11 protein-coding genes are annotated in these 22641 nt (G+C 67.5%); 5 read left to right on the forward strand and 6 right to left on the reverse strand.

Features of this window, described 5'->3' with window-relative positions:
* Genes BC793_RS42920 through BC793_RS42930 form a run of 3 tightly spaced genes read right to left on the reverse strand, consistent with a single transcriptional unit; the run spans nt 1 to nt 7798 of the window.
* Nucleotides 1-4959, reverse strand: coding sequence for an SbcC/MukB-like Walker B domain-containing protein (locus BC793_RS42920; protein WP_109602393.1), 4959 nt, complete (start codon nt 4957-4959; stop codon nt 1-3).
* A complete protein-coding gene (locus tag BC793_RS42925) occupies nt 4956-6254 on the reverse strand; it encodes a DUF2398 family protein (protein ID WP_109602394.1) in 1299 nt (432 codons plus the stop codon). The genes BC793_RS42920 and BC793_RS42925 overlap by 4 nt, the downstream gene beginning before the upstream one ends.
* Complete coding sequence (locus tag BC793_RS42930) at nt 6251-7798, reverse strand: DUF2397 family protein (RefSeq protein ID WP_109602395.1); 1548 nt, start codon at nt 7796-7798, stop codon at nt 6251-6253. Before BC793_RS42930 ends, BC793_RS42925 begins: the two co-directional genes overlap by 4 nt.
* A gap of 785 nt (nt 7799-8583) precedes the next feature.
* On the opposite strand from BC793_RS42930, the gene BC793_RS42935 reads away from it, so the two are divergent.
* Genes BC793_RS42935 through BC793_RS42950 form a run of 4 tightly spaced genes read left to right on the forward strand, consistent with a single transcriptional unit; the run spans nt 8584 to nt 17488 of the window.
* The gene (locus tag BC793_RS42935; protein ID WP_158319547.1) at nt 8584-10023 is read left to right on the forward strand and encodes a PD-(D/E)XK nuclease family protein; all 1440 of its coding nucleotides are present in this window, start codon (nt 8584-8586) and stop codon (nt 10021-10023) included.
* A gap of 14 nt (nt 10024-10037) precedes the next feature.
* Complete coding sequence (locus BC793_RS42940) at nt 10038-11183, forward strand: pPIWI_RE_Y domain-containing protein (protein WP_109602397.1); 1146 nt, start codon at nt 10038-10040, stop codon at nt 11181-11183.
* Entirely contained in the window at nt 11176-14619 is a 3444-nt protein-coding gene (locus BC793_RS42945) for a pPIWI_RE_Z domain-containing protein (RefSeq protein WP_109602398.1), read from the forward strand. The genes BC793_RS42940 and BC793_RS42945 overlap by 8 nt, the downstream gene beginning before the upstream one ends.
* 31 nt (nt 14620-14650) lie before the next feature.
* A complete protein-coding gene (locus BC793_RS42950; protein WP_109602399.1) occupies nt 14651-17488 on the forward strand; it encodes a pPIWI_RE module domain-containing protein in 2838 nt (945 codons plus the stop codon).
* A gap of 57 nt (nt 17489-17545) precedes the next feature.
* Here the strand turns inward: BC793_RS42950 and BC793_RS42955 are convergent, their stop codons facing one another.
* Both BC793_RS42955 and BC793_RS42960 read right to left on the reverse strand, forming a co-directional pair.
* A complete protein-coding gene (locus tag BC793_RS42955) occupies nt 17546-18391 on the reverse strand; it encodes an HNH endonuclease (protein ID WP_109602400.1) in 846 nt (281 codons plus the stop codon).
* Nucleotides 18391-20223 carry an AAA family ATPase gene (locus BC793_RS42960; protein ID WP_203896598.1) on the reverse strand — a complete coding sequence of 611 codons (1833 nt, stop codon included), beginning with the start codon at nt 20221-20223 and terminating at the stop codon, nt 18391-18393. The genes BC793_RS42955 and BC793_RS42960 overlap by 1 nt, the downstream gene beginning before the upstream one ends.
* A 36-nt stretch (nt 20224-20259) precedes the next feature.
* Here BC793_RS42960 and BC793_RS42965 point away from each other — a divergent pair, with 36 nt between their 5' ends.
* Nucleotides 20260-21075 (forward strand): DUF2220 domain-containing protein, encoded by an 816-nt coding sequence (locus tag BC793_RS42965; RefSeq protein WP_158319549.1) that lies wholly within the window; start codon nt 20260-20262, stop codon nt 21073-21075.
* A gap of 74 nt (nt 21076-21149) precedes the next feature.
* Here the strand turns inward: BC793_RS42965 and BC793_RS42970 are convergent, their stop codons facing one another.
* Nucleotides 21150-22571 (reverse strand): hypothetical protein, encoded by a 1422-nt coding sequence (locus tag BC793_RS42970; protein WP_146246726.1) that lies wholly within the window; start codon nt 22569-22571, stop codon nt 21150-21152.
* Nucleotides 22572-22641: the final 70 nt, after the last annotated feature.

A 22641-nucleotide genomic window follows, 5' to 3' on the forward strand; every position in this document is an offset into this window, starting at 1 on the left:
TCATCCGCCGTTGGTGGGAAGGGTCAGTGGGGCAGGCTCGCCGGTGCCGCGCCAGAGCCAGGGCACGGTGATCCGGTGGCGGCCGTCGGTGACTACTTCGTGGACGACGACGTGCTGTGCTTCGCGTTTGATGAGCGGGGCGATGGTTGGTGTAGTCGCCAGGACGTCGAAGTTCCATGTGCGTAGCAGCGCGAGGATTTGGCGTAGGTTCGGTTCGTCGAACGCGGCGTCGATCTCGTCGATGGACAGTAGCCGTGGTCCTTGGAAGGTGGGTCCGGAGTACATCGACCAGGCGGCGGCCAGCAGCGGCAGCATGGTCGCCAGCCGTGACTCGCCGGTCGACAGGCCTTTGAGGGGGTTGGAGCGGGCATTGACGGGTCGGAATTGGTCGGTGCCGAAGCTGCGGTGCGTGACGCTGATTTCCCACTGGTGCCAGGAGCGGTAGTCGAAGGTGTGTGCGACCCGGTCGGTCCAGGGTTCGTCGCCGGCGTTTTCCATTCGTTCTCGCAGGATCGCGTACATCTGGTCGAAGACTTCGTCGGATGGTGGTGCGGCGAGCAGTTTGACCATTTGCTGGGAGTTGTCGTCGTCGCGGACTTTCCAGTCGACCTGTACGCCGACTTGGGCGACGCCGGTGCGGACGTTCTTGAGTGTGGCGCGGATGTGCCGGACGAGGTCGTGGGCTGCTTCGCGGCGGGTTTGGATGTCGCGTCGTAGCTGGGTGAACATCGATGTCTTGAGGGTTGCTTTGATGTCCTGGCGTAGGTCTTTTTCGAGTCCTTCAGCGGTAACCCGGAGGGTGTCCGCGGCTTGGCGCAGGTCTTCGCCGACGGCGGCGTTGGGGGCGGCCAGGGTGATGCGTCGCCATTCGGTGCCTTCGAGGGTGGTGCTGTCGAGTTGCTGGTCGAATTCAGCGAGTGCCCGGTTGACCGAGCGCATGGTGGTTTCCAGCTGTCGTAAAGCGCGTTCCCGGCCCGCTTTAAGGGTTTCCAGGCGTGCGGTGGTTGCTGGTTTGTCGGCGAGGAGTTGCCGTGACCAGGTCAGGGCGGCGGTGATGTTCGCGGGCCGCCCTTGCTCGTCAGCCGTGAGGGTGCTGGGAAGGTCGGCGAATCCGTGTGTTACCAGGAGGCAGACACGCTGGTAGCAGGCGGTGCGGTGTGTGTCGGCGTCTTCACGGCGCGGTGCGATCCCGTCGAGGGTGGCCTGGGCGCTGGCCACAGCCCGGTCGTGGTCGCGGAATTCGGCTTCGAGCTGCTTGTCCTCGGTGTCTTTGGCTTCGAGTTCGTTGGTGAGTGCTTCTCGTTTGTCGCGTAGTTCGGCGTATTCGGCGCCGAACAGGTTGCGGGTCTCCTCGACGCGGGCAGCGAGTTGGTCGGCTTCGAGTTCGGTCTTGCTCGCGTCGTCGTTGGCTTTCTGTAGCCGGGTAGCGAGCCTGGCTGTTGTGCCGTAATCCCGCTGGGCGCTCTTGAGGAGTTCCAGGGTTCGTGAGCTGGCGCTCTGCCAGGCGTCGATTTGCTGCAGGAGGGTGCCGACGGCCGTACGGTGTCGTTGCAGGTTGTCGCGGTCGGTCGGCAGGATCGCCCCGTCCCGCAAGGTCGCCGCGGTGTTGAGGTCGCGTAGTGTCTGCCGGACGCGGTCGCCGGCGGCACGGTGCCGGACGCGGTGTTGGTCCACTTGGGCGCGCGCGCCGGCCTCGTCGCGGGCGGTGTCGTCTTCGTCTCGGCTGGTTCGGCGTAGTTCGTCCAGGTCGGGGAATCGGTTCTGTTCGGCGGTGCATTGCTGTTCGGCGGTTCGGGCGTCGTCGCGTCGTAGGACGGCTTCGGCCAGGTCCTCCCTGGCAGCGAGCAGGTTCGTGTTGGCGTCGTTTTCGGCTTCTTGCGCTCGACGCTGGTCGTCGTCGGCACTGATGGCGGTTTGGCGCGCCTGTTCAACCGTCTGGTCTATGGCCCGGTGAAGGTCCGCGACCCGAGCGAGGGCGCTGGTCAGGCTGGCTGCCGCAGCCGCCAATGCCTGGGTGGTCTGCTGGCGTGCCTCAGCCAGGCCGACCGTCATCGCGGCAACGTAGGCGCGAGCGCGAGAGACGGGTTCGGCCACGGGGAATCGGTCTCGTTCGTGGCCGGCTGCGGCGACGGCATCGTCGAGACCTTCACGATGCCGTTGGGTGGCGCTGAGTTCGTCGTGTGCCTGCGCGAGTCGCTGTTCGAGGTCGGCGACCAGAGCTAGCCGGGCCCGTTCGCGGGCCGTCGCGCCGATGAAAGTGGCCTGGTAGCCGCGGGGTGCGGTCGCGATCACCGCCCCTGTCCGTAGCCGGCCGATGCTCAGGTCGCTGCCGGCAAGGTCGATCGCGACGGCGCGCAGCACCCAGCCGACCAGCCGGGGATCGACATCGGAGTCAGCTTCGACGGTGAGCACGTCGGCCAGGCTGCGGCCTGGCGCCGGGCTGTCGCCGGTGAGCAGGAGGTCACCGTCATTGACCAGGCCCTCAGCGGTGATCAAGGCGTCGAGCAGGCCCGCAGTCAGCAGGGCACCTTCGATCAGGTTCGCTTCATCGGCTGTGACATGGTCGGCGAAGGCGACCGTAGCCCAGAGGGGTACCCCAGCGTGTAGGTCGCGCGGTGACCGCCACGGCGGAGCCTGTGGCACGGGCGGCTGGCGGCGGGCCGCAGCGACGTCGGTCTCGATGGCGGCGACACGGTCCTCGGCTTCGGTGACGGCCCGGTCGGCGTCGGCGATGGCACGGTGCAGGCCGCTGAGGGCAGCGGCATGGGCTCGTTCCAAGTCGACGAACGGCTGCCGCAGGTCGATGGCGTCTGGGTCGTCGGCCAGGATCACTGTCCGACCGGCGAGATGAACCAGTTCGGCTCGCCAGGCTTCGACTTCGCGGCCCCATTGTTGCGCGGCGTGGGTGGCTGCTACGTGGGCTGCATCGAGTGCCTGCTCGGCTGCTGTCGTGATCTGGCGTGCTGCTTCGTCGGCGGTGTCGTGGTCGATGTGGGCCTGCTGACCGTACGCGTCGGCTTCGGCTCGCTCTTGTTCAGCATGCTCGCGGGCGACAGTCAGGTTGTGGTCTGCCTGTTCGGCGGCCTGTTCGGCTTCTTCGCGTGCTGCCGTCGCCCGTTGCACGGCTGCGGCGGCTTTCTGTACCGCGTCGGTGTTGTGCAGGACGTCCTGTTCGCGTGCTGCCAGGGCGATACGGTCGCGGGTGCTGCTCGCCGCCCGGTGTAGCCAGTTCACCAGCAAGGCGGGGTCGATCCGATCCTCGGCGTCGACGCTGAGTTCGGTGGGTACCGCGGGCAGCTGCAGGCGCTGCTCGTCCCAGAGGTGCAGCTGCGTCAAGAAGGCCTGCTCGGCGGCACGCCGGTTGGCAGCGGCGTCGGCGGCGAGGTCAGCGATTCGGTCGTACTCGTTCTCCGCGGTCCGCAGGTGGCCGGCTTCGGTGCGCTGCTGCTCCTGCGCCAGATCATGCTCACGCAGCGTTGTGTCGATGCCGTCCAGACTGGTCAGCCGGGCCTCGATCCAGCCACGCGGTGTCTGTGTGAGCCGTTCCACATCGAGGTCCGGTACGAAGTTCTCCACCGTAGCCAGGGTTGTGACCTGTTCGGTGGCCTCGGCGAGCCGGTCGACGAAGGCTTGCGCGCCGACTTCGGCGGCTGTTGTCCGTAGCAGCGAGTTGATGCCAGTCAGCTGCTGCTGGCCGCTGTGGACCTTGCCCGCCGACTCCAGCGCCCGTTCTGCGGCTTCCTGCGCCTCGGTCTCCAGGTCGTCGCGGGCCTGTTCCTGCTGGGTGTGCCGCAGCCGCAGGTCGTGCAGGCGCTGCTCCAGGTGTGGCAGTTCCGCGCCGGCATGCTCACGCAGGGCGTCGTCGGCGGCTTGCAGCCTGCCCCGCACGTCGGCGGTCTCGGTCCGCAGCTGCTGGCGGCGCTTGCTCACCCGGTCGGCTTCGGCTGCGGCGGTGTCTCGTTGCTGTTCGGCCTGGCGAGCCTGACGGGCGTGGTCGTCGAAGACGGTCTGGGCGTGCGCCAGCTGCCCAGCTTCCTCGGCGATGACTGCGTCGATGTAGCGCTGGTAGTGCTGCTCCGACTGCTCCAGTTGCCGGATTTCGGCTCGAGCGCGTTTGAGTTGCTCTTCCAGATCGGCGATGCGTTCCATGGTGTCGGCGATGAACTGCAAGGCTCGCGGGTCCAACGCCGGAAGGGCATCGGTCAGCACGGCCCGCATCTGGTTCGGAGAGATGGCCTCCGCGGTGCGGACACTTCGCAGGCTGCGCAGCACGCCGACGAGGGCGTCGAACTGAACCGGGTCCAGCGGCGCGAACAGAGTGGTCCGGATTGCGTCCCGGTACTGGTTCTCGTCCGCGACATTGCCGTAGTCGCGGATCTTGGACATGAGCCGTTCGTGGGAGGTGAACACCCGGCCGCCGGCGGCCGCGATCTGCTCGGATAGCCCGTCAATCCCGACCGGTTCTCGCTGGCGTTGCAACTGCAGGTCGGTGCCGACCCGGCCCGGTGACAGGAAGAACGCTTTCTGCAGGCCGCTGCTCTGCGACCGCAGCCACAGCCCGGTGCTCAGATAACGGACCTCGCCGGTCTCCGGGTCGCGGTAGCCGTATTCCAGCCACCATGCCCCGGTTCGGTCTTCCTTGGCGTTGCGGTCGGTGTGCCGGTCGATGAGGGTTCCGGCGGCCTCGCCGGACACCGACAGGGCCTTCTGCGACACCTCGCCGTCGAGTAGGACGGTGACCAGCATCGAGGCGGTCAGCGACTTGCCGGATCCGTTCGGGCCGGCCAGGGCCAGCCAGCCGTCGGCGAACACAAACGTTTCATCGGTCCAGGCCCATGAGTTCACGGCGCCGGCGCGGGTCGGTTGCCATCTGCCGGCCGTGATCGGCCCGTCGGTGCCGTCGGTGACCTGCTCGTCGTCGTCGGCTGTCCAGCGGCCGGGATAGGCGATCAGGCTCATGGCTGGTTCTCCTGTCCGCCGGTAGCGGGGTTGTCGTCGCCGGAGGTGGCGCGGTGCCGTCCTTCCGGCCCGGCTTGGCCCTGGCGGACCCGGATCCGCCACAGGTGTACGCCGGGAAGGATCTGCCATCGGTCCTCGCCGGTCTGGCGCAGTAGTCCGACGGTCACCAGTTCCGTGGCTGCGGCGCGCACCAGCGCGGGTAGCCGCTCGGCGTATCCGGCGGCCCATCGCGGCATGTCCTGGCGGACCTCGTCGAACAGCGTCAGGATCTCGTCGGCGCTGATCTCGATGGCATCGTGATACGGCAGGTGTGACAACAACGCGAGCGCGCCCTGTCGTTCAGTTTTGCGGCCTTGTGGGAAGTCGGCGTCTGATGCTGTCCCGGTCGGGTCGACGACCTCCCACCAGTCCCGGCGGACGGTTGTGACCAGTCCCAGCGACGAGGCGACGTTCAACGCGCGTTCCCGGCCGGTTGACGTGGCCAGGTAGCCGACGGGGTTCGGGTCGTCGCCCGGATCGGCCGCTGGGTCGTCGACGACCCGGCGCAGCGCGGTCAATCGGCGTCCTTCTACGCTGGCCTGCCGCTGCACGACGGCGTCTGGTTCGGTGTCTGGCAGCGACACCGCGGTCAGTGCGGCGACGTGCTGGTCGATCGGCCGGTTGCCGAGCGCCAGCAGGGTCGGCGACAGCGAGGCGAATTTGTTGGCCAGGCTGTCCCGGTCGGCGGTGATGAAAACTTCTGCGTTCTCGTCGGTGACAGCCCGGTCCAGGTCCGCGTCGACGCTGATCTCTCCGTCGGCCTGCAACAGTTTGATCGCGTCGACGATGTCTTCCCGCGCGGCTTGCGCCTGTCGTTTGCCGACGCCCTCGGCGGCGACGATCCGGAACGCCGGAAGCCGGCCGGTGCCGGCTTCCGCGGCGCACACCTGCGCGACCGATTGCAGCAGTTCCCGCAAGCTGATTCGTGGGCGCCGCCACAACTGCTCGCACACCAGTGCGGCCAGTACCAGAACCTGGGCTGGCGCCAGGTCGCCGCGGCCGGTGCGCCGCTGCAGCCGCGGCCCGCGGTCGCCGGGCACGTCGTCGCGGCGTTTGTGTAACCGCACCACCCCGGAGACGTCGTGGATGTGCAGACCCCAGCCCAGTTCCGCACGGAAGAAGTCGGTGAGTTCGCGTCGGCCGCGCAGCACAGCCCGGTACCGCAGCGGGTCCTGTGCCGAGGAGATCCGGCAGGTGAGCAGCAAGTGCCGGGCTGCGTCGGCCAGATCTGGGTCCAGCATGGGTCGTTCGGTCACGCCGCGCCTTCCTGCGACACCGTCACCGGTTCGTGCCCGGCCTCAGCCGGTGTCACCGTGACGAGCAGATCCGGTGCCACGAGAACACCTTCCGGGAATCGGATCGGTGTCCGTGTCCCGGGACGGCCCAGCCGGACACGGACCACGACGCTGGCGCCTTCGGCGTGTGCTTCGCCGTGTCCGGTCGTGGGATCAATGGCGTTGCGGGCGACTTCTACCGCGCCGAGCAGGATCACCAGCGCGCCGGTTTCCAATCCAGCGAAGTATGTCAAGGGCACCTCGCCGTCAGTGACTAGCAGCTCGGCGAACCGCCGCCGGTTATCGGCGGTCGCGGCAGCCTTCTGCAATGCGGCCGCGCGAGCGGCGCCGGAGTCCGGCACTTTGCGGGGACGGCCGCTGACCCGGCCGGCGCGTTCGTGTTCACGCAGTATGACTTCCACTTGATGCCGGCTCGTTCCGCCTCCAGCAACGGTGGCATGCGCGACGTCTTCTTCGGCGGTGCCGACGACCGCGTGGACTGCCGGCCAATGCCCGAACGCCGCCGCGTATACGCGGCGTGCCGCATCGTCGTCGGGCTGGGCGAACAGGCTGTAGGCGAGTTCCCGGAAGTCGGCGGCCAGATCCGAACCGCGCCGCAGCGCCGTGTAGCGGCGGTCGATCGCCACCAGCAGGGTGTGGACAGCGCCGGCCGCCGATGAGATGAGTCGTTGCACCGATCCCGCAGGCGCGAACCACGCAGCGAGGTCAGCCAGCCGTCGCACTCGTTCGTCGATCCAGTCCTGCTGGTCGCGGGCGTCGAGGAGCCCCGCGTGCCCGACGGCGGTCTCGACCAGGGTGCGGTGTCCGGACGACTCCAGATCGGCCAGTGCTGCCTCGACCCGGCGCAAGGCCCGCCCGTACTCGCGTGGGAACTGCCGTAGCGCTTCGATGACGCGATCACGGTTCTCGCCGAACAGCAGATCGTCGGTGACGTCGGACTGCACCATCTGCGCCAGCGCCGCGTAGAAGTCGGCGGTGACCCGCTGCATCTCTTCCAGGCGGGTCCGGACATCGTCCAGGTCCGTCGGCAGGAGCCCGGCATCGGAAGCGGCGTGTTCGGTCAGGTCACGAACGGTTCGTTCGACGCTGTCGAGTAGCCGGCTCGGTAACTGCAACGCCCGCCGCGAGTCAACGACCGCGGTTCGTACGGCTGCGACGACTGCCCGGCCGATCTTGGTCAGCGCCCACGCTTCCTGGCGGCGAACCACTGCGTCCAGGCCCGCGTTCAGGGCCGCATAGTCGCGGAACGGCTCGACCAGCAGAGCACCGGTCAGATAGTCGAGGACGGCGCGCAGCTCGAGGTCGCTGGACTGGTCACGGAAGCCGATCTCGCGCATCTGTGCGGTGATGTCGGCCAGTGTCGACATGGGTGCTCGGGTGGCCAACTCCTCTAGGGCCGCCAGAACCGCGGTGTTGCGTTCCCGTGCGAGGTCTTCGCTCTGGCCGAAGCAGCGCCATACGACCGGGTCGATGTCCTGCCACCACAGTCGTGGCGGGTTCGGCATGGGCTACCTCCCGACGATCTCGCCCACCGCACCATCTTCGCGGCACTATCCGTCGACACGCTCCGCCACTGTCCGAGATCAATCAGTGACGGACTCGGTAACCTTACGGCGGAGAGTCAGCCGCGCGCCACGAGGTAACAGAGATCATCTAGGTGGAGTGCGTCGCCGGACGACGGTCTAGAGCCAGCCGAACGGCTACCAATGTGAGCAACAGAACGCCGGTGTCATGCCGACAGTTCTCGGCAGCATCGAGTTCGAGCATGTTCACCCATTCGGGCGAAGCCGCGGGATTCGCACCTTCACAGCTCCGATGTCACCGGCCACAGCATCTCGAGCCTGACCACCAAAAGGACCAAGTCCTTTCCCTTGACATGGGTGAGCGGCGTTGCGGGTTCCATATGTTCAGCATCAGCCAATCGGCCACCGTGCACCCACGCTCTTGGCCTTCACTTTGATGCCTTGACGTTGCTAGCTTGACCGCATGCAGCGACCGCTTACTCACTCTATGCGATCATTTGTTCGAATGCGATGCCGGACGGTGTGGAGGAGTCAAGGGCGGCCTGGTGAGTGAGGAAGCGGCGGCGCCCGCAGCCCGTGCCGCCCCGGCGGTGGCCGGCTTGGTGCCTCGGCCGCGTTCCGGTGACGATCTGGCTCCCGTATGGATGGTGCCATCGGGGCTGCGCGGATCACCGAATCTCCTGCGGGTCACCTCGTCGCAGCTGAGCGCTTCAGGAAACAGTTGCCCGACGTGCCGAGCAGTCAAAGCCCGACCGGGGCTGCGGGCCATGAACTACATCGATGTGGACGAGCCGCCGATGGTGCTCAGTCTGATCATGGACGTACTCGACCGCGTTGAGTCCGGCGAGCCACTCGACGTTGCGCTCGGCCTTATGGACACAGCTTTTCCGTCGCCGGTGGACGCCGATCCCCGCCGCTATGTCGCCCATGCCGTCGACACCTACCTGACGGCTACCGCCGATCGGCCACCGCTGGTGTTGCATCGGCGGATGTGGGCCATCCAGCATGAGTCCGAGGTGGTCCGGGAACTCTGGTCGTGGGGCCGGCGGTATCAGTCCGCCGACGGCTCGCGGCGGGAACTGCGGTTGCTGCGGTTCAAGAGCGCCGACCCGACGCGACGCACCAAGGAGGAGGTCGCGGTAGCTAGCTACGTCACCGCCTTCGGGTCGACCGCCCGGCAGGGCGAGTACTGGAACGAACCGTTCGAGCTCTTCGACGGACCGAAGCCAGACCAGGTGACGGTTCTGGAAGTCGGGCTGTTCGACGGCTCCCGGGAGATCCTGTTCGACGGCACAGCGACCCAGGCGCGCGATAAGTACAACGCCGAGGGCCGTAAGGAAGTCTCAGTCCTGTTGAACGGCACCGGTGTACGGCCGGGCGGCGACTGCCCGAAGTGCCGACTCAAGGCCGCCTGCCCGGCTGTTGCTCGCACCGGTAATCTGCTCGGCGTCGTGGCCCACCCACGAACACGGCTGCGGAAGGTGTCGGTCAGCGATCTGCGCTATTACGAACGCTGCCCGGCCAGGTACCGACTGCAGTCAATGTCGTTGCCCCGCCTCAACGAGTACGACCGGTATGCGCGGCTGGGCAAGGCCGTCCACAACGTCCTGGAACAGCGACATGCCACCGGCACCCGTCCGTGCTCGGCGGCGGACCTGCCCGACGGCGACGAGTGGGTGAAGGGGTGGGACCTCGACGAGCGCGAGGTGCGGGCGGGCGTGAAAATGCTGGCCAACCATGCACTGGTCTGCCCTCTGCACACCGGTACCGGGCTACTCGTCGAACCCACCTTTGCCTTCCACGACACCTCGGCCCAGGCAATGGTCATCGCCACACCTGACCTGGTCTATCGGGACAGGGGCGCCTGGGTCTGGCGCGAGACCAAGACCACGCAGCGGCCGGCGAGCACCCGTCCGGTCCTGGAGCTGTACCCGCAGCTCGCGTTGGCGACCACCGTCCTTGCAGCCGGGCTGCTGGGCGGCGACGTCAGCCGTGCCCGGGTCGAACTCGAGGTACTGCGGCCGGGGTCCTCCGATCTGGTGCCGTTCGACCCGCATGAGCCTGCGAATCTGGCACAAGCGCGCGAGGTACTGCGTAAACTCGCCCAGCCCTGGCGCGACGACACGGACTTTCCGGCGCGGCCGGGCGAAAACTGTCGTACCTGTCCGGTACGTAGATGGTGTCCATCCACCCTCGCCCCGGAGTAGCCCTGGAGTCCCGTGTGCCCGCAGCCGCCACTGCACCGCCCGACCTGTCCGCGTTCTCCGGCGTGAAACTGTTGCGCCTGGTCGCGACCGCCGTGATCGACCTGTCCCGGCATGCGCGGACCCCGGAGCCGGTGTACTCGGACAACGTGCAGAAGGCCTATAACCACGTCGTGGTGCAGAGCCTGCTGCGCGGCACGGCACCGCCGGCGAGTGTCACCGAGCTGGCCGAGTGGGCCGCCACGAAGCCGCTGGGCCAGTGGCCACTGGAGCTTCCCGACGACGTCGAACCGGTCGAGGAGTACCTCGTCGATGCCGACACCCGAACCCCGACCCAGCTGTGTTACGAGTGGCACGTCCCCGCGCAGGACGCTGCGGCCGAGTTGTTCGAGAACGAGGTCATCCGGGACGTATTCATCCAGTGCGAGGCCGCCGGCGCACCGGCCGCCTACACGGCGTTCCGGCAGCTCCTAGTCGAACATCCGGTGCTCACCGGCGTGCAGATGGCCATACTGCTCGGCGAGGCGCCGGACCTGGGGCTGGTCATGGAGACCGTCAAGCGCTGCTACGAGCCCGCCCCCGCGGCCTTCAGGGCCGGTGATGGCACGTTCACGACCTGTGCCCGCTGCGGCTGCCTGCTCAAACCGTATGGAACCGGCTGGCGGTGCGAACTCGATCGATGCCGCCGCGAACAGCGGCCCACCCCCGGCGGGCAGATCAACCCGGCCGCGACCGGTGGGGTCCTGCAGCTGCGGGCGCCGCTGCGGATGTTCATCACCGGGCCGGGCCTCGCCGAGATCGATCTGCAGAAAGCGCTCGCCCGCCGCGGGCTCCCGGCCGAGATGTGGCCCGGGTGCGACGCCTACGACCTGCGGATCACCCTGCCGAACAAGGCGGTCTGGGCGATCGACGTCAAGGATCGGGCGAATCCCGCCCTGCTCGGGCACACCGCCACCGCGCTGCGCCATCAGCCCCGCTACGACGAGGCGTATCTCGTGGTTCCGGCGTATCGCTTCGCCGACCGGGAGGACTACGCGCGCGTGTTCAAGCACTACTGCCCGCCCGAGGTGGCCTCGCGGCTGCGGCTGATGAGCGACACCCAGTTCCTGCGGCACGTCTCGCGGACCCTGACCCGCCTCGACGGGCAGGCCGCTGATGCGTGACCGGAGCAGCTGGCACAAGGAGCTGATGGCCGAACTGTCCCCGGTGTGGCCGCGTACCAGTAGCGGCCTACAGCTGAGCGACCTGCTGGACGTCGAACTGGGCCTCTACCTGCTACACACTGTGATGCCGCACCGGGCCGCCGGTGACGCGTGGACACTGTTGAGCGGCTACCCCTACGGCGAAGCGTTCGGTGACGTGCGCAGCCCGCGGGATCGGCTGATGATCCGCCGTGCCCGGCACTACCTGTGGGACCGCGCCCGCCGCTACACCTGGCGCAACTCGCTCGCGCTCTACCGTGAGGTCGAGATCCGGCTACGTGGCTTCGACCTCGACGGCCTCGACTCCCCGCCCCGGCGGCAGCAGCCCTCTCGCGCCGCCAGCCGATTCGAGACGTTTCAGCGGCTGCTGAGCTCACCGCCGCCGCTGGAACGCCACCAGCTGAACATCGCCGGCGCGGGCGAGCACGTCTTCCAGGTCCGTGACCAGCGGTACTCCGCTCGGATCCCCGCCGTGCTGGTCGAGCAGAGCACGCCGCTGCGCCACGATCTCGACGCGCTGCCTCCGGGCAAAGGGGCGCCGATTACCGCCAGCTGGGAGCAGCTGAGGGCGGCCGCGGCGGTGATGGACGACATCGAAGAGCGGGGCAGCGGGAAAACCAACCAATGGGCCCGCCGTCTCGACCGGGTGGCGCTGTTCACCCGGGATGAGACCGCCCGGGAATACGTGGTCAGCAGTGACCTGCGTATCGAGCAGCTCATGCATATGGTCGGCATGGTCGGCGCCGGCAAGTCGACCATACGGGACATCCTCACCTACCACCTGGCTACCGACCCGGCCTGCCGGCGTCATGTCACCATCGTCGTCGGTGACGTCGCCGAGATGCTCACCATCACCGCCCAGTTCAACCGGCTCGGCGTGCCCGCCGCTCCCGTGCTCGGGCATTCCACCCTGGAACGCAATATCCAGCGCCTGCACCGCCGTGCCGAAGCCGGTGCGGAAACGATGTTGGCCCACCAGCATCCCGGTTTCGCCTACCTGTCCAGCGCCTGCCCGCTGGATGCGCTGCGCGGCTTCGAAGCCCGCCGCGCGCTGCGCATCGGGGAGGCACCGTGTGACCGCCTCTACGCCGACCCGGAGGCCGACGGCGCGGGTGCCAGCACGTCGGCGGGCGGCGGCAGGTCGCGAGGGCTGGCCCGGCAAGGGTGCCCGCTCTGGTATAGCTGCCCGCGCCACAACGGCGCTCGGGACCTGGTTACCGCCCGGGTGTGGGTCGCCACCCCGGCCTCGCTCGTGCACAGCCGGGTGCCCGCCCACCTGACCAGCAAGACCATCCGCTATGCCGAGCTCGCCTGCCGGCGCAGTGACCTGATCATCGTGGACGAGGCCGACCGGGTCCAGATGCAGCTGGATACCGCGTTCGCGCCGGCCGCGACCCTGGTCGCCCAGGGCAGCGAGTCTTGGCTGGACGAGGTCGGGAAACACAAACTCACCGAGCTGGCACGTCAGGCCCGGCTGCAGCTGTCGCGCTACGACATCGACGACTGGGGCAACGCGCTCAACACCGTCATCGCCGCCACCGATCGCATCTACTCGATGCTGATCACTAACGAGCCGCTGCGTCGCTGGATCACCCAGGACTACTTCTCCGCGATGACCCTTCACCAGTGGCTGCTCAACGAGTGGTTCCCCCAGCTGCGCCGCGACCAGAACAGCGATGAACCCGCCGACGATACCGACCTTGCCGGGCAACGGGCGGCGATGGCCCGCGTCGACCAGGTCCTCGACCGGTTCCGCGACAACCCGCTCTCCCCGGTGCAGCCGTCCGGCCCGGACGACACGGTCACCGTCCTGGTCAACTCGCTGGTCAACACCGCCACCGAGCTGCTGCACGCGCAACGCGGCGAAACCGGCCGCCGCTACCTGCGCGACCGTCTGCGCACCCTCATCGGTGAGCTCGTGCCCGGGGACAGCCCGGTGCTCGGCGCTGGGGAGGCCAACCTCGACCGGTTCGAATTCACCCTGGTGCTGGCCGTGCTGCACAACCGACTCAACTTCGTCACTACCCTGTGGCCGAGGGTCGAGGCCGCTCTGAACCTGGAAGCCACCTCGAACGTGCTCTCCCGGCGGCCGCCCAAGGACTACATGCCGATCGTGCCCGAGTCGCCGATGGGTAACGTGCTGGGCTTCCAGTTCCAGGCCGGGGAACGCAACGCCGACGGGGAGCAGAGCGGCGAGCTGCGGTTCTTCCGCTGCAACGGAGTCGGCCGAGAACTGCTGCTGGAACTGACCGGCATCCCCGCCATCGACGACCGGCCCGGCCCCAACGTGCTGCTCATGTCGGCCACCAGCTGGGCCGGCACCTCCAGCCGCTACCACCTGCACGCCACCGTCGATGCGATCCTGCGCCCGCACGACCACGAGATCGCCGCGATCAAGCAGAGCCGGTTCCGGACCGAATTCCTGTACCGGCCCGACAGCACCGAAGCGTTGCGGCTCTCCGGCGTCGACCCGCAACGACGCCCGCAGCAGCTCGAGCAGATGCTGCACGCCCTGGCTGTCCCCGACCGCACTCTCGCCGGCGCGACCTCCCTTTTGCATCAGGAACTCGACGCCATTCCCGACCCGCAACGACGCCGGATCCTGCTGCTGGTCGGCAGCTACGCCGAAGCCGCGCACGCCGGCACCTACCTCAACAGCCAGCCCGAGTGGGCCGGCAACGTCACTGTGCTGGTCGCTGACGACACCGACCTCGACCACTCCTGGAACACCCTGTCCGCCCAGCACGGGCGCCGCTACCTGCGCCGCGGCGAGATCACCACATTCCCCGACGCTGGCGGGCAACTGCTCATCGCGCCGCTGCTGTCGGTCGAACGCGGCCACAACATCGTCACCCCCGGCGGTAAAGCCGCCATCGGAAGCGTCTACTTCCTGGCCCGCCCGCACCACCGGCCCGACGACATCACACTGGCGACCCAAGCCATCAACGACTGGGCGGTTCGCCAATACCGCGGCGCTGGCCGCCCGTTCCAGCAACTCGTCCTCGCCCAGGGCACCCCGGACGCGGCCGGCGTCCGGTTTAGGCAGGAAGCCAGCCGCCGCTGGCATCGCTACCTGACCCGCCGCCTGTCCTGGACCAGCCTGCCCGCCGACGAGAAATCCTCATTCACCTGGGACCAACTGGTCGTTATCTGGCAGGTCATCGGCCGGCTCGTCCGCGGCGGCGTCGCCGCCCGCGTCTACTTCGTCGACGGCGCGTTCTCTCCCCGCGAGGCCGGTTTCAAAGGCGCCGACACCCCCGAAACCAGCCTGCTGCGCAGCATGATCCACGAGCTCGACCCGTATTTCGATCCGGCCAGCGCCGTCGACCCGCTCGACCGTTCCCTGGTGCGAGCCCTCTACCAGCCCCTTTACGACGCGCTGCGCGCCATGGGCTGACCAGCCTGGCACGCCCCCGAAAGGACCCCGCATGGTCTACGACCGTCAGCAACCCGCTGTGCTGCTTCCACGCCTGCCGATGACCACCACGTTCCAGACACTGGCCTTCCCGGACGAATGGCGTGAGCGCATCGCTGGCCTGCACGCGGCGAACTACCCGGACCGCATGCTGTCCCCGACCCGGCGGATCCCGATCCGCCGGCTCAACGCTCTGCTGCGCGTCGCCGCACCCGACCTGATCTCGGCGGCCACCTATACCAGCGTCCGCGACGGCGACCCCTGGCTGTACGCCAAGACGGCCTGCCCACCGCCGGTGCTGCGCTCCCTGCTCAACGCCTGGCTCTACGACCTGGCCCGCAAGGACATCGCCAGGCCGCTCGTGGTGCCTACGATCAAAGCGCTGGATGCTGCCGAACTCGAGTGGCGGCCAGAAAAGGTCGACCTGCTCGAATGCACCACCTCGGACGGCGGCACGGCCGTACCCAAGGCGCGGCTCTATACGCTGCTGCCCGACGCTATCGCCTGGCAGATCGCGCAGCACTCCGCCCGGCGCCCCTACACCCACGAGGGCGGGCAGCTGCGGTTCCGGCAGGTCGCGGCCAACCCGTCGGCCGACGGCGCCGAACTGGTGTCCTGGCCACCTTTGACCTATCAGACCAAAGGCAAGAATCCGAGTTCCTGGCTCTACAGCGCCTACCTGCGCATCGCCCTGCGAACCGTCCCGTTCGACCCGCGACCCCGCCTGCACGTCAACGTTGGTGTGCGCCGCTGGACCACGAATGCGGTCCGGCCGAAAGGCCGCAACGCGGCCTCTGTCTACCTGCTGTCGGCCAACCCGTTCGCGGCTGGCGCCAGCGTGCCCGACAAGTTCGCGGTAGCCCGCGTCCAATGGAACCCCAAGATCGACGCGCTGAGCTGGGTGAACTCCGGCCCCGAGCAGATGCTGTCGCGCCTCAACATCATCGCGGAGCTGCCCGACGCCGCGGAACTCGGCCGGCAGTCCGACCTGTGGCTTCCCGAACGTGACGGAGTCACCGCGGCGGTCGTCCATCACACCACCATGCGGGGATCTCACGAGGTCGGCACCGGGATCATGCCGGCCGAACGGCGACGGCTGCTGGCCTGGGTCGAGGGCGTCGTCGCGCCTCAGTTCGAACTGGCGGGCCCGCTGCACAAGGTGCCGGGCATCAAGCGGGCCGGCAACACCTTCACCAAGCTGACGAGCATCCCGCGCAGCAACAGCGCCAAGCTGCCGGAAGCCGACTACGAGGCGAAGCTCGCCCAGGCGCGCGTCACCCGTCGGGCCGAGACTGCGGCCAACGCCCGGCTGCGCCGGCAGCGGCTCGCCGAGGTTACCGGCGCGCAAGGGTTGACCGTGGCCCTGCTCGATCAGCCGTCCCGGACCATGCGGAACCTGCTTCTCGACACGGTCGAAGAATTACTCGACTTGCCGCCGCGCACCGCCGCCGACGCGGACACGTGGACGTGGAACGTCGATGGGTTCACTCTTACCGTCCGCGCCCGTTTGTTGTCCGACCTGGGTGGCCCGCTCGGCGGCGGCGGCACGCCCCGCAAAGGTGCCCAGCACGACGCCGCCGTCACGGCCCGGCGCAGCGGAGTCGCGGCTGCTCTGACCGCCTGGGGACGTGAGCAGGGTGGCGCGGCCGATGCGGCACTGGTCGTCCTGGATGGGCGCGACGCGTTCTGGCGACGCACCACCGATCCGAAGTTCGCCATCCGCCTGGGCTGCGCCGACGCCGGCGCGGTCAGCCAGTTCATCAGCCCCGAAAAGGACGCCGAGGACGCCACCGTCGGGCACCGGGCCGAAGCCGCCTGGCTGGACCTGTTCCGGCAGGTCGGCATGCGGTTCGTGCCCGAAGCCCGTGGCCTCGACATCCCCGATGGCCTTAACCAGATCGCGTTCTGGATCGTCAAACGCCGCAAGGACGACACCAATACCCGCAAACTGTTCATCCCCGTCGCCGTGCTGATCCGCCCTGGCAATCCCTGCGTCATGGGCCGCGCTAAAGGCATGACGGGCTGGGTGCCGTATCCGCAGCTGCTCAAGCATCTCGCCGGCTACCACGATCTGGACATGCCCCGGACCGAACAGGAGCAGACCGTTGCCGTCGCGGCCTTCGTCCGTAGCACGCTCAGCGCGCTGCGCCCCGACGAGACCCTGGTCGTGGTCGATGCCCAGAACATCCGCAACCGGCTGCCCTCGCTACAGAACACCCACCTCGAGGCCGAACGCATTCAGTTCGCCGACGGGGTGAGCCAGCCCGTGGCGACGTTCGGCGAACGCATGCGGCTGGTCCGGGTCAGCGGGAACGATCGCATGGAAACACCGCAGGCGTGGGCGGCCCAGCCAGACAGCACCGGCATCTCCGCCGGGCTCTGGTACGACGCCCAGCACCTCGACCTCGAGAACACCCGCGTCTTCTACAGCACCGTCGAGAAGCCGGTCACCCACAACAAGATCGGTGTCGAGCTGGCCAAGCTGACCCCGCACCACACCAAGACTGAACCCAAGCCGGACGCATCAGACGAGCAAGAGGTGAAAGAACGAGATCACTTCAACCCCGGCTCTGCGGCCTGGAACCCGGAACTGGTGCAGTTCACTGTCGTCGCCAAACCCGACGACGAGACCAGCCTGCTCTGGGCGGCCTTCTTGCACCAACAGCGGTCCTGTTCCGACGACTACACCTCGGCGCTCGGCGTACCGCTCATCCTGCATCTGGCCACACTCACCACCCGCTACGCCCTGCCCACCGAAGACGACGAGGCCGAGGACGGCCCGCAGGCCCCCGAGGACGCGGACGTGGCGGCTGAGGCCGACGACGAAGACGACCTCGGCCTCGAGCTGTAGACGGCGGACCGCGCGCCACCCCGGCCGCATGATTTCCTTCGCGGCCGGACGGTGGATTCAGCCGAGCTTGAATCCACCGTCGCAGAACCAGTCCGACTCGCTCAACGCGACATACATAGCCGTCTGCCAGCTGTTCAGGCGCGCATGTCGGCAGCTGTCGGCGTTCTCCTGCAAGAAGTCGCGCACCCCGTCGGCTCCGCCGGCGGCGGCGAGCCGGCCTAGGCGGTACTCCAGATTCGCCAGTTCCTGGGCGGCCTGCGCCGTGTACAACGCGCCGAGCCCGAACCCGTCGAAGTGATGCCGGGCACGGGCCTGATCGGCGGCTGCCCAGTGCTGCGGTGCCTCGACGAAGTACCGCACGGCCGGCGGCCGGTCCTGCTCGACGGCCGCGTGTAGCCACCGGTCGGTGTCGAAGCTGTCGTAGTACGGATGCACCGCAGCCGTCTCGGCCGACGCGGCGACCTGGTTGCCTTTCCTCTTGTTGCACTCGTGGCAGGCTGGCACCAGGTTGAGCGGCGTCACGGCCAGCGCGGGGAACTTCGTCTTCGGCAGGACATGATCCAGGGTCCGCGCGTCCCGGTGCCCGCACGACGGGCAGCGGTCGTACGGCGCTCTGGCCCGGATCGCGTTATAGATGTGCCGGGCGGGTCCCTTCGGGTGGGCCATCCGGTCGTCGTATAGCGTGATCATCTGTTTGCGGGTGACGGCGCCGGCCTCGAAGTGCTCCCCGAGCAGTGCGTGCGCCAGGCCCTGCTCGGCCGCGGCCGCGTAGTTCGCAGCGGCAGCGGTGACCGTGCCGGTCGCCGAGCGGTACACGGCATGCAGGTCCTTGTCGCGCATCCGGCTGATGGCGGCCTCGTAGGTTTCCTGAGCGGTGTGCTGGGGTTTCGGAAGGCTCCACATCACAGCACCCCGCCGGACTCCCGGACGGCGATCAGCCCGCGGACCAGAGCTCGGGCCTCCCCGCCGAGCCGGCCGTCGAACCGATCGAGGATCACCCCGTACGACTCGCCCTGCGCGACCGCATCCCGCAGCACCTTATGGAAACCCGACCGGGTGACTTCCAGACCGAAAACCTCTCTGGTCAGCACCCCGACGTTCTCGCCGAACGTTTCGATCTCGGGCCGCTCAGCGACCAGCACGTCACCGGCTCGCCGCAGCTTCCACGCACACACCCGTGGTACCTCCTGCAACACCACCGGCGAATGGGTCGCGATGATGGCCACCCCGTTGCGGTTGATCAGCAGATCCGACAGCGCACGAACGAACGCGGCCAACAGCGGCGGATGCAAGTGCGCCTCCGGCTCGTCGAGAAGAACCAGCGAACGCTCCTCGACGGTCTCGACCAGACGCGTCATCGTCAGCAGCACGATCTTGTGACCGGAGCTCAGGTCACGGAAAAGGTCACGTGCCGTATCGCCCACGTCGTCACTTGTCGCCAGATCAGCGAGCTCGATCACTCCGGCATCCGCGAAGATCGGGTCACCGGCCAGCAACTGCAACGCGCGTTGCCACCGTTCCCGCCGTGCTGGCTGACGGCAGGCTTGAACACTCCTGCCGAACTCGCCGGCCAGCGTCCGGTGGTCCTTTGGCGGGAGCGGTTTCCCGCTCTTCTTGTCCCGCCGCACCCGTTTGAGACCGATGTAGGCGTACCGGGGATTACTTCCACCGATCGGCTCGAACCTGTCGAAGGCGCTGAAGCTCACCGATATCGCGTTCGTGAAGTTGTCCGCTTGATCGCCGTCGGCGTCGAAGGTGAAGGTGCCCGGCTCGCCGTCAGCGACCGGTGCCAGCTCACCCGCGACGACATGGCTCAGATGGTGCAGCAGGTGGGTCTTGCCGACACCGTTCGATCCGATGAGAACGTGAATGTTCGTCGGCGGCTCGGACTCGGGGACCACGTCGAACTCCAGTACGGCACCCAGATCCGGAAGATCTGCAGGCGGCGGCGTGCGATAGGTGAACCGGAAGCGGGTCAGATGCAGGCCGCCGCGGGCCTGGCGCCGGAACTGGCCCACGACACTCGTATGGGTCACTGCGCGCAGCAGCGAGACGGTCGTGACTTCTTCCGCCAGCGCCCGAGGATATAGATCATCGTCGGCCGCTAAGTCGTGCAACGCAGTCAGGACCTCGGACCGGACGTGCTCCCCGAGCCGGTTCAGCTGCTCGTAGTAGGCGCCGTCCTGGCCCACCGAGAAGAAGCTCTCGTCGAGCTGGTCGAAGGAGTCAGGCAGCGCTGGCGATTTCTGGTCCTGCCCCATACCGAACTGGCCGATCTTGACCTGGCCCACGTCGGTCAGCTGGCCGGCTTCATCACGCACCACCAGCTGGTACAGCGTCTCGAAGCGGAACCAGTCGTCCCAGTTGTCGTGCAGCAGGAACGCCGCAGAGCCAGCACCGTCCTCGGGGACCGCATGCCCGGCCGCGACCACGACGAAAAGCACGAGACGATCTCTTCCTGATCCGCAGACGGCCGGCTGATGTCCGGGTAATGCACGGTAATGCATCGGCGCTGCGATCGACCCGCCTGGCCGTCGCGCCGGGGAGCCAGCCGGCCTGGGGCCCCGGTCACTTACGCACCCGTGCTTCGGCGAAGCAGCCCGCCGACGCCGTCTGGGGTACATACGAGCTATACAGCCGGTTCCCGCCGCAGTCTCGTCCCGGCTCGACCTCAAGCAAGCCGCCCGCCAGAAAGCCGGCACCACCGAAGCGTTGATGCCGACGACGCCGGGCACGGTCCAGCTTGAGCTGAACGCCGCACCGTTCGCATCGTGGCTCTCTGGAACGTTCCGTCCTTCCAGGAGATCGGAAGGGTGCCGATCGAAGGGCTGCATGCGGAATGGCTCAACACCCGGCAAGAACTGGTTCGACGTCTCTGCGGACGCGAAAGTCTAGGGCTGTTGCCGCCACATCCACCCCGGGTCCATTTCACCTACCTCGATCCGGATCACCTCGCCGCCGGCCGGAGGCGCCACGACTCGGTGACCATCGGTGACACCGCGTCGCCGATGTACCTGCCGCAAATCGTGGTGATCTCCGAGAACAAAGACACCGCGATCCATTTCCCGCCGCTGACCTCCGCCATCGGTGTGGAAGGCATGGGGCGCGGCGCCGGCGCGATCGCCGCGCTCCCGTGGCTCGCCGCCGCTCAGCATGTCTTCTACTGGGGTGACATGGATGCGGACGGCCTGGAGATCTTGAACGAGTTCCGTGCGGCCGGAGTTCCTGCCACGTCGCTGTTCATGGACATGGCTGCGTTCGAACGTTGGGGACACCTCGGAACGAACGAAGACAGGTTCGGGAAGCCGCTGAGCGCCCGAGAACAGCGGCCTGTCCCATTTCTCACGACAGATGAATCAGCGCTGTACGCAGGCCTGACGTCGCGGTCATGGGAACACCATCGTCGCGTGGAACAGGAACGGATACCCCTGGCGGTGGCTCTATCGCAGGTCGAAACCCTCACGGCGAGAGCGCCCTACGGACTCGGCGATGCATATCCGCTGGCAGGCCGGTTCTCGGCACCAAACGATCCAGTGGTGACAAACGCCTTGGATGACTGGCCGCCCGCGGACCATGCTGAACGCTGATATCGAAGTGTTTCATTCAGGCTAAGTCTCGCATTGAGTGGCCTAGGTTGAATTGCGTACCGCGCACATCTGGGCTAGATGCGACGGCGGCGGCGCGATGAGGGTAGGAGGCGGAATCCGGTGACAGTTCCGTCTCCTGCGCGGAGGAAGACCTCGTCGCCGGTGCCGTCGATCTCGGGTTTCCCGGCGCGGGTACGGGACACGTATTCGCCAGCACCGTGCTCGTTCAAGGAGGTGAGGAGCGCAACGTCGATGCCGTTGAAAACTTCGAGGCGTCGTCCGCCTGTCCAGCGCACTGTGGTGGAGGTTCCCCTGGCGATGCCTATGCCGGTGTTGCGGTGGTGGAGCTCGGGTAGGTCGGGTTCGCGGTTTCCGAATGTCCGCTGGCGTTGGCGTTCGCTGATGAGGCGCTGCGCGCGGGTTTGGTCACCGGCGAAGAGTAGGGAGGCCGCTGCCGCCGTACGGCTCAGCACGCGAGCGAACCAGCCTTTCTGTTCGGCGGGAATTGGATAGACCTCCGCGAGCGAGGCGGTTCCAGCAGGCTCGGGGAAAACCTGCAGTGCCGGGCCGAGGCCAGGAAAGAGATCGAGTTGTTCCGGGAGCGCTTCGTTGTCGACTGGGTTCTCGGGCGAGGGTGTCCGGCTCAAATTGAGCTGGTCTGTTTCGTCGCTGAGTTCGGCCGGGTCGCCTTGCCACAGTTCGTCGTCGCCGTCAGGGTCGAGGATGTGTACGGTGATGCGCTCGGCTTCCAGGACGGTGGAGATCATGAGCCCTGGTGGCGTTGCCCCGCCGACGTGGACAGACTGGAGTTGGAACGCCGCCTTACTGAGTTGTTCGAGGACGTTCTTCTGGTAGTGGGTGCCCTTGCATTCCAGGACCACGAGGCGAGTCCTCGACAGCAGGCCGTCGGATTTGTGCCCGAAAAGGAAGTAGTCGGGGCGTAGTTTCGTGTCCTTACGGCTGTACGGGCGCAGTCGCCCCTCCGGGATGTCGAAGCCGGCGTCCAGGACCATCTCGGCATCCACTGGGATCCAGGTCCAGCTTGGGTCGCCGTGGCTCAGGACGTGTCGGGCGAGGATGATCGCGAAGCCGATGCCCAGAGTTTCGGATTGCACGTTGGCATGGTGGAAGCGTTTCGCCAGCGCGTCCTCGGACATCCGCAATAGGTGCCGACCACGCGGCAGTTTTACCTTTCCGTAGCTGAAGGCGTCGCAGTACCGCAGTTGAGCCCAGATCCGCTGGATGTCGCGTAGCGCTGCACGCTCCTGGAAGACGGTCGCTCGCCCGACTTCGTGCAGAAGCTCGATCGGGGTGACATCGACCAAGACTTGGTGCATTGCGCTGATGGGTTTCAGCGGTTTCGGCGGACCGTAGTGCGGCCGGTCAATCCCAAGGTTCTTCGCAGCGATCTGCACCCTCTCTGCGAGCCGGTGGTCCGACTCAATCACCACACTTCCCGGACGAACCAGCTGCTGTAGTGCAGGGCTGAGATCCACACACACCTCCAGCAACCTAGAGTCACAACTCGACCACTCCAGGTTGCAGGAGTTCAGGCCACACGAACAG

Source organism: Actinoplanes xinjiangensis (assembly GCF_003148685.1).
In the GTDB taxonomy this organism is placed as follows: domain Bacteria; phylum Actinomycetota; class Actinomycetes; order Mycobacteriales; family Micromonosporaceae; genus Actinoplanes; species Actinoplanes xinjiangensis.

Coding starts and splice junctions, on each gene's coding strand:
- BC793_RS42920 (WP_109602393.1), bottom strand. CDS start 4,959: ATGAGCCTGATCGCCTATCCCGGCCGCTGGACAGCCGACGACGACGAG.
- BC793_RS42930 (WP_109602395.1), bottom strand. CDS start 7,798: ATGCCGAACCCGCCACGACTGTGGTGGCAGGACATCGACCCGGTCGTA.
- BC793_RS42935 (WP_158319547.1), top strand. CDS start 8,584: ATGAACTACATCGATGTGGACGAGCCGCCGATGGTGCTCAGTCTGATC.
- BC793_RS42945 (WP_109602398.1), top strand. CDS start 11,176: ATGCGTGACCGGAGCAGCTGGCACAAGGAGCTGATGGCCGAACTGTCC.
- BC793_RS42950 (WP_109602399.1), top strand. CDS start 14,651: ATGGTCTACGACCGTCAGCAACCCGCTGTGCTGCTTCCACGCCTGCCG.
- BC793_RS42955 (WP_109602400.1), bottom strand. CDS start 18,391: ATGTGGAGCCTTCCGAAACCCCAGCACACCGCTCAGGAAACCTACGAG.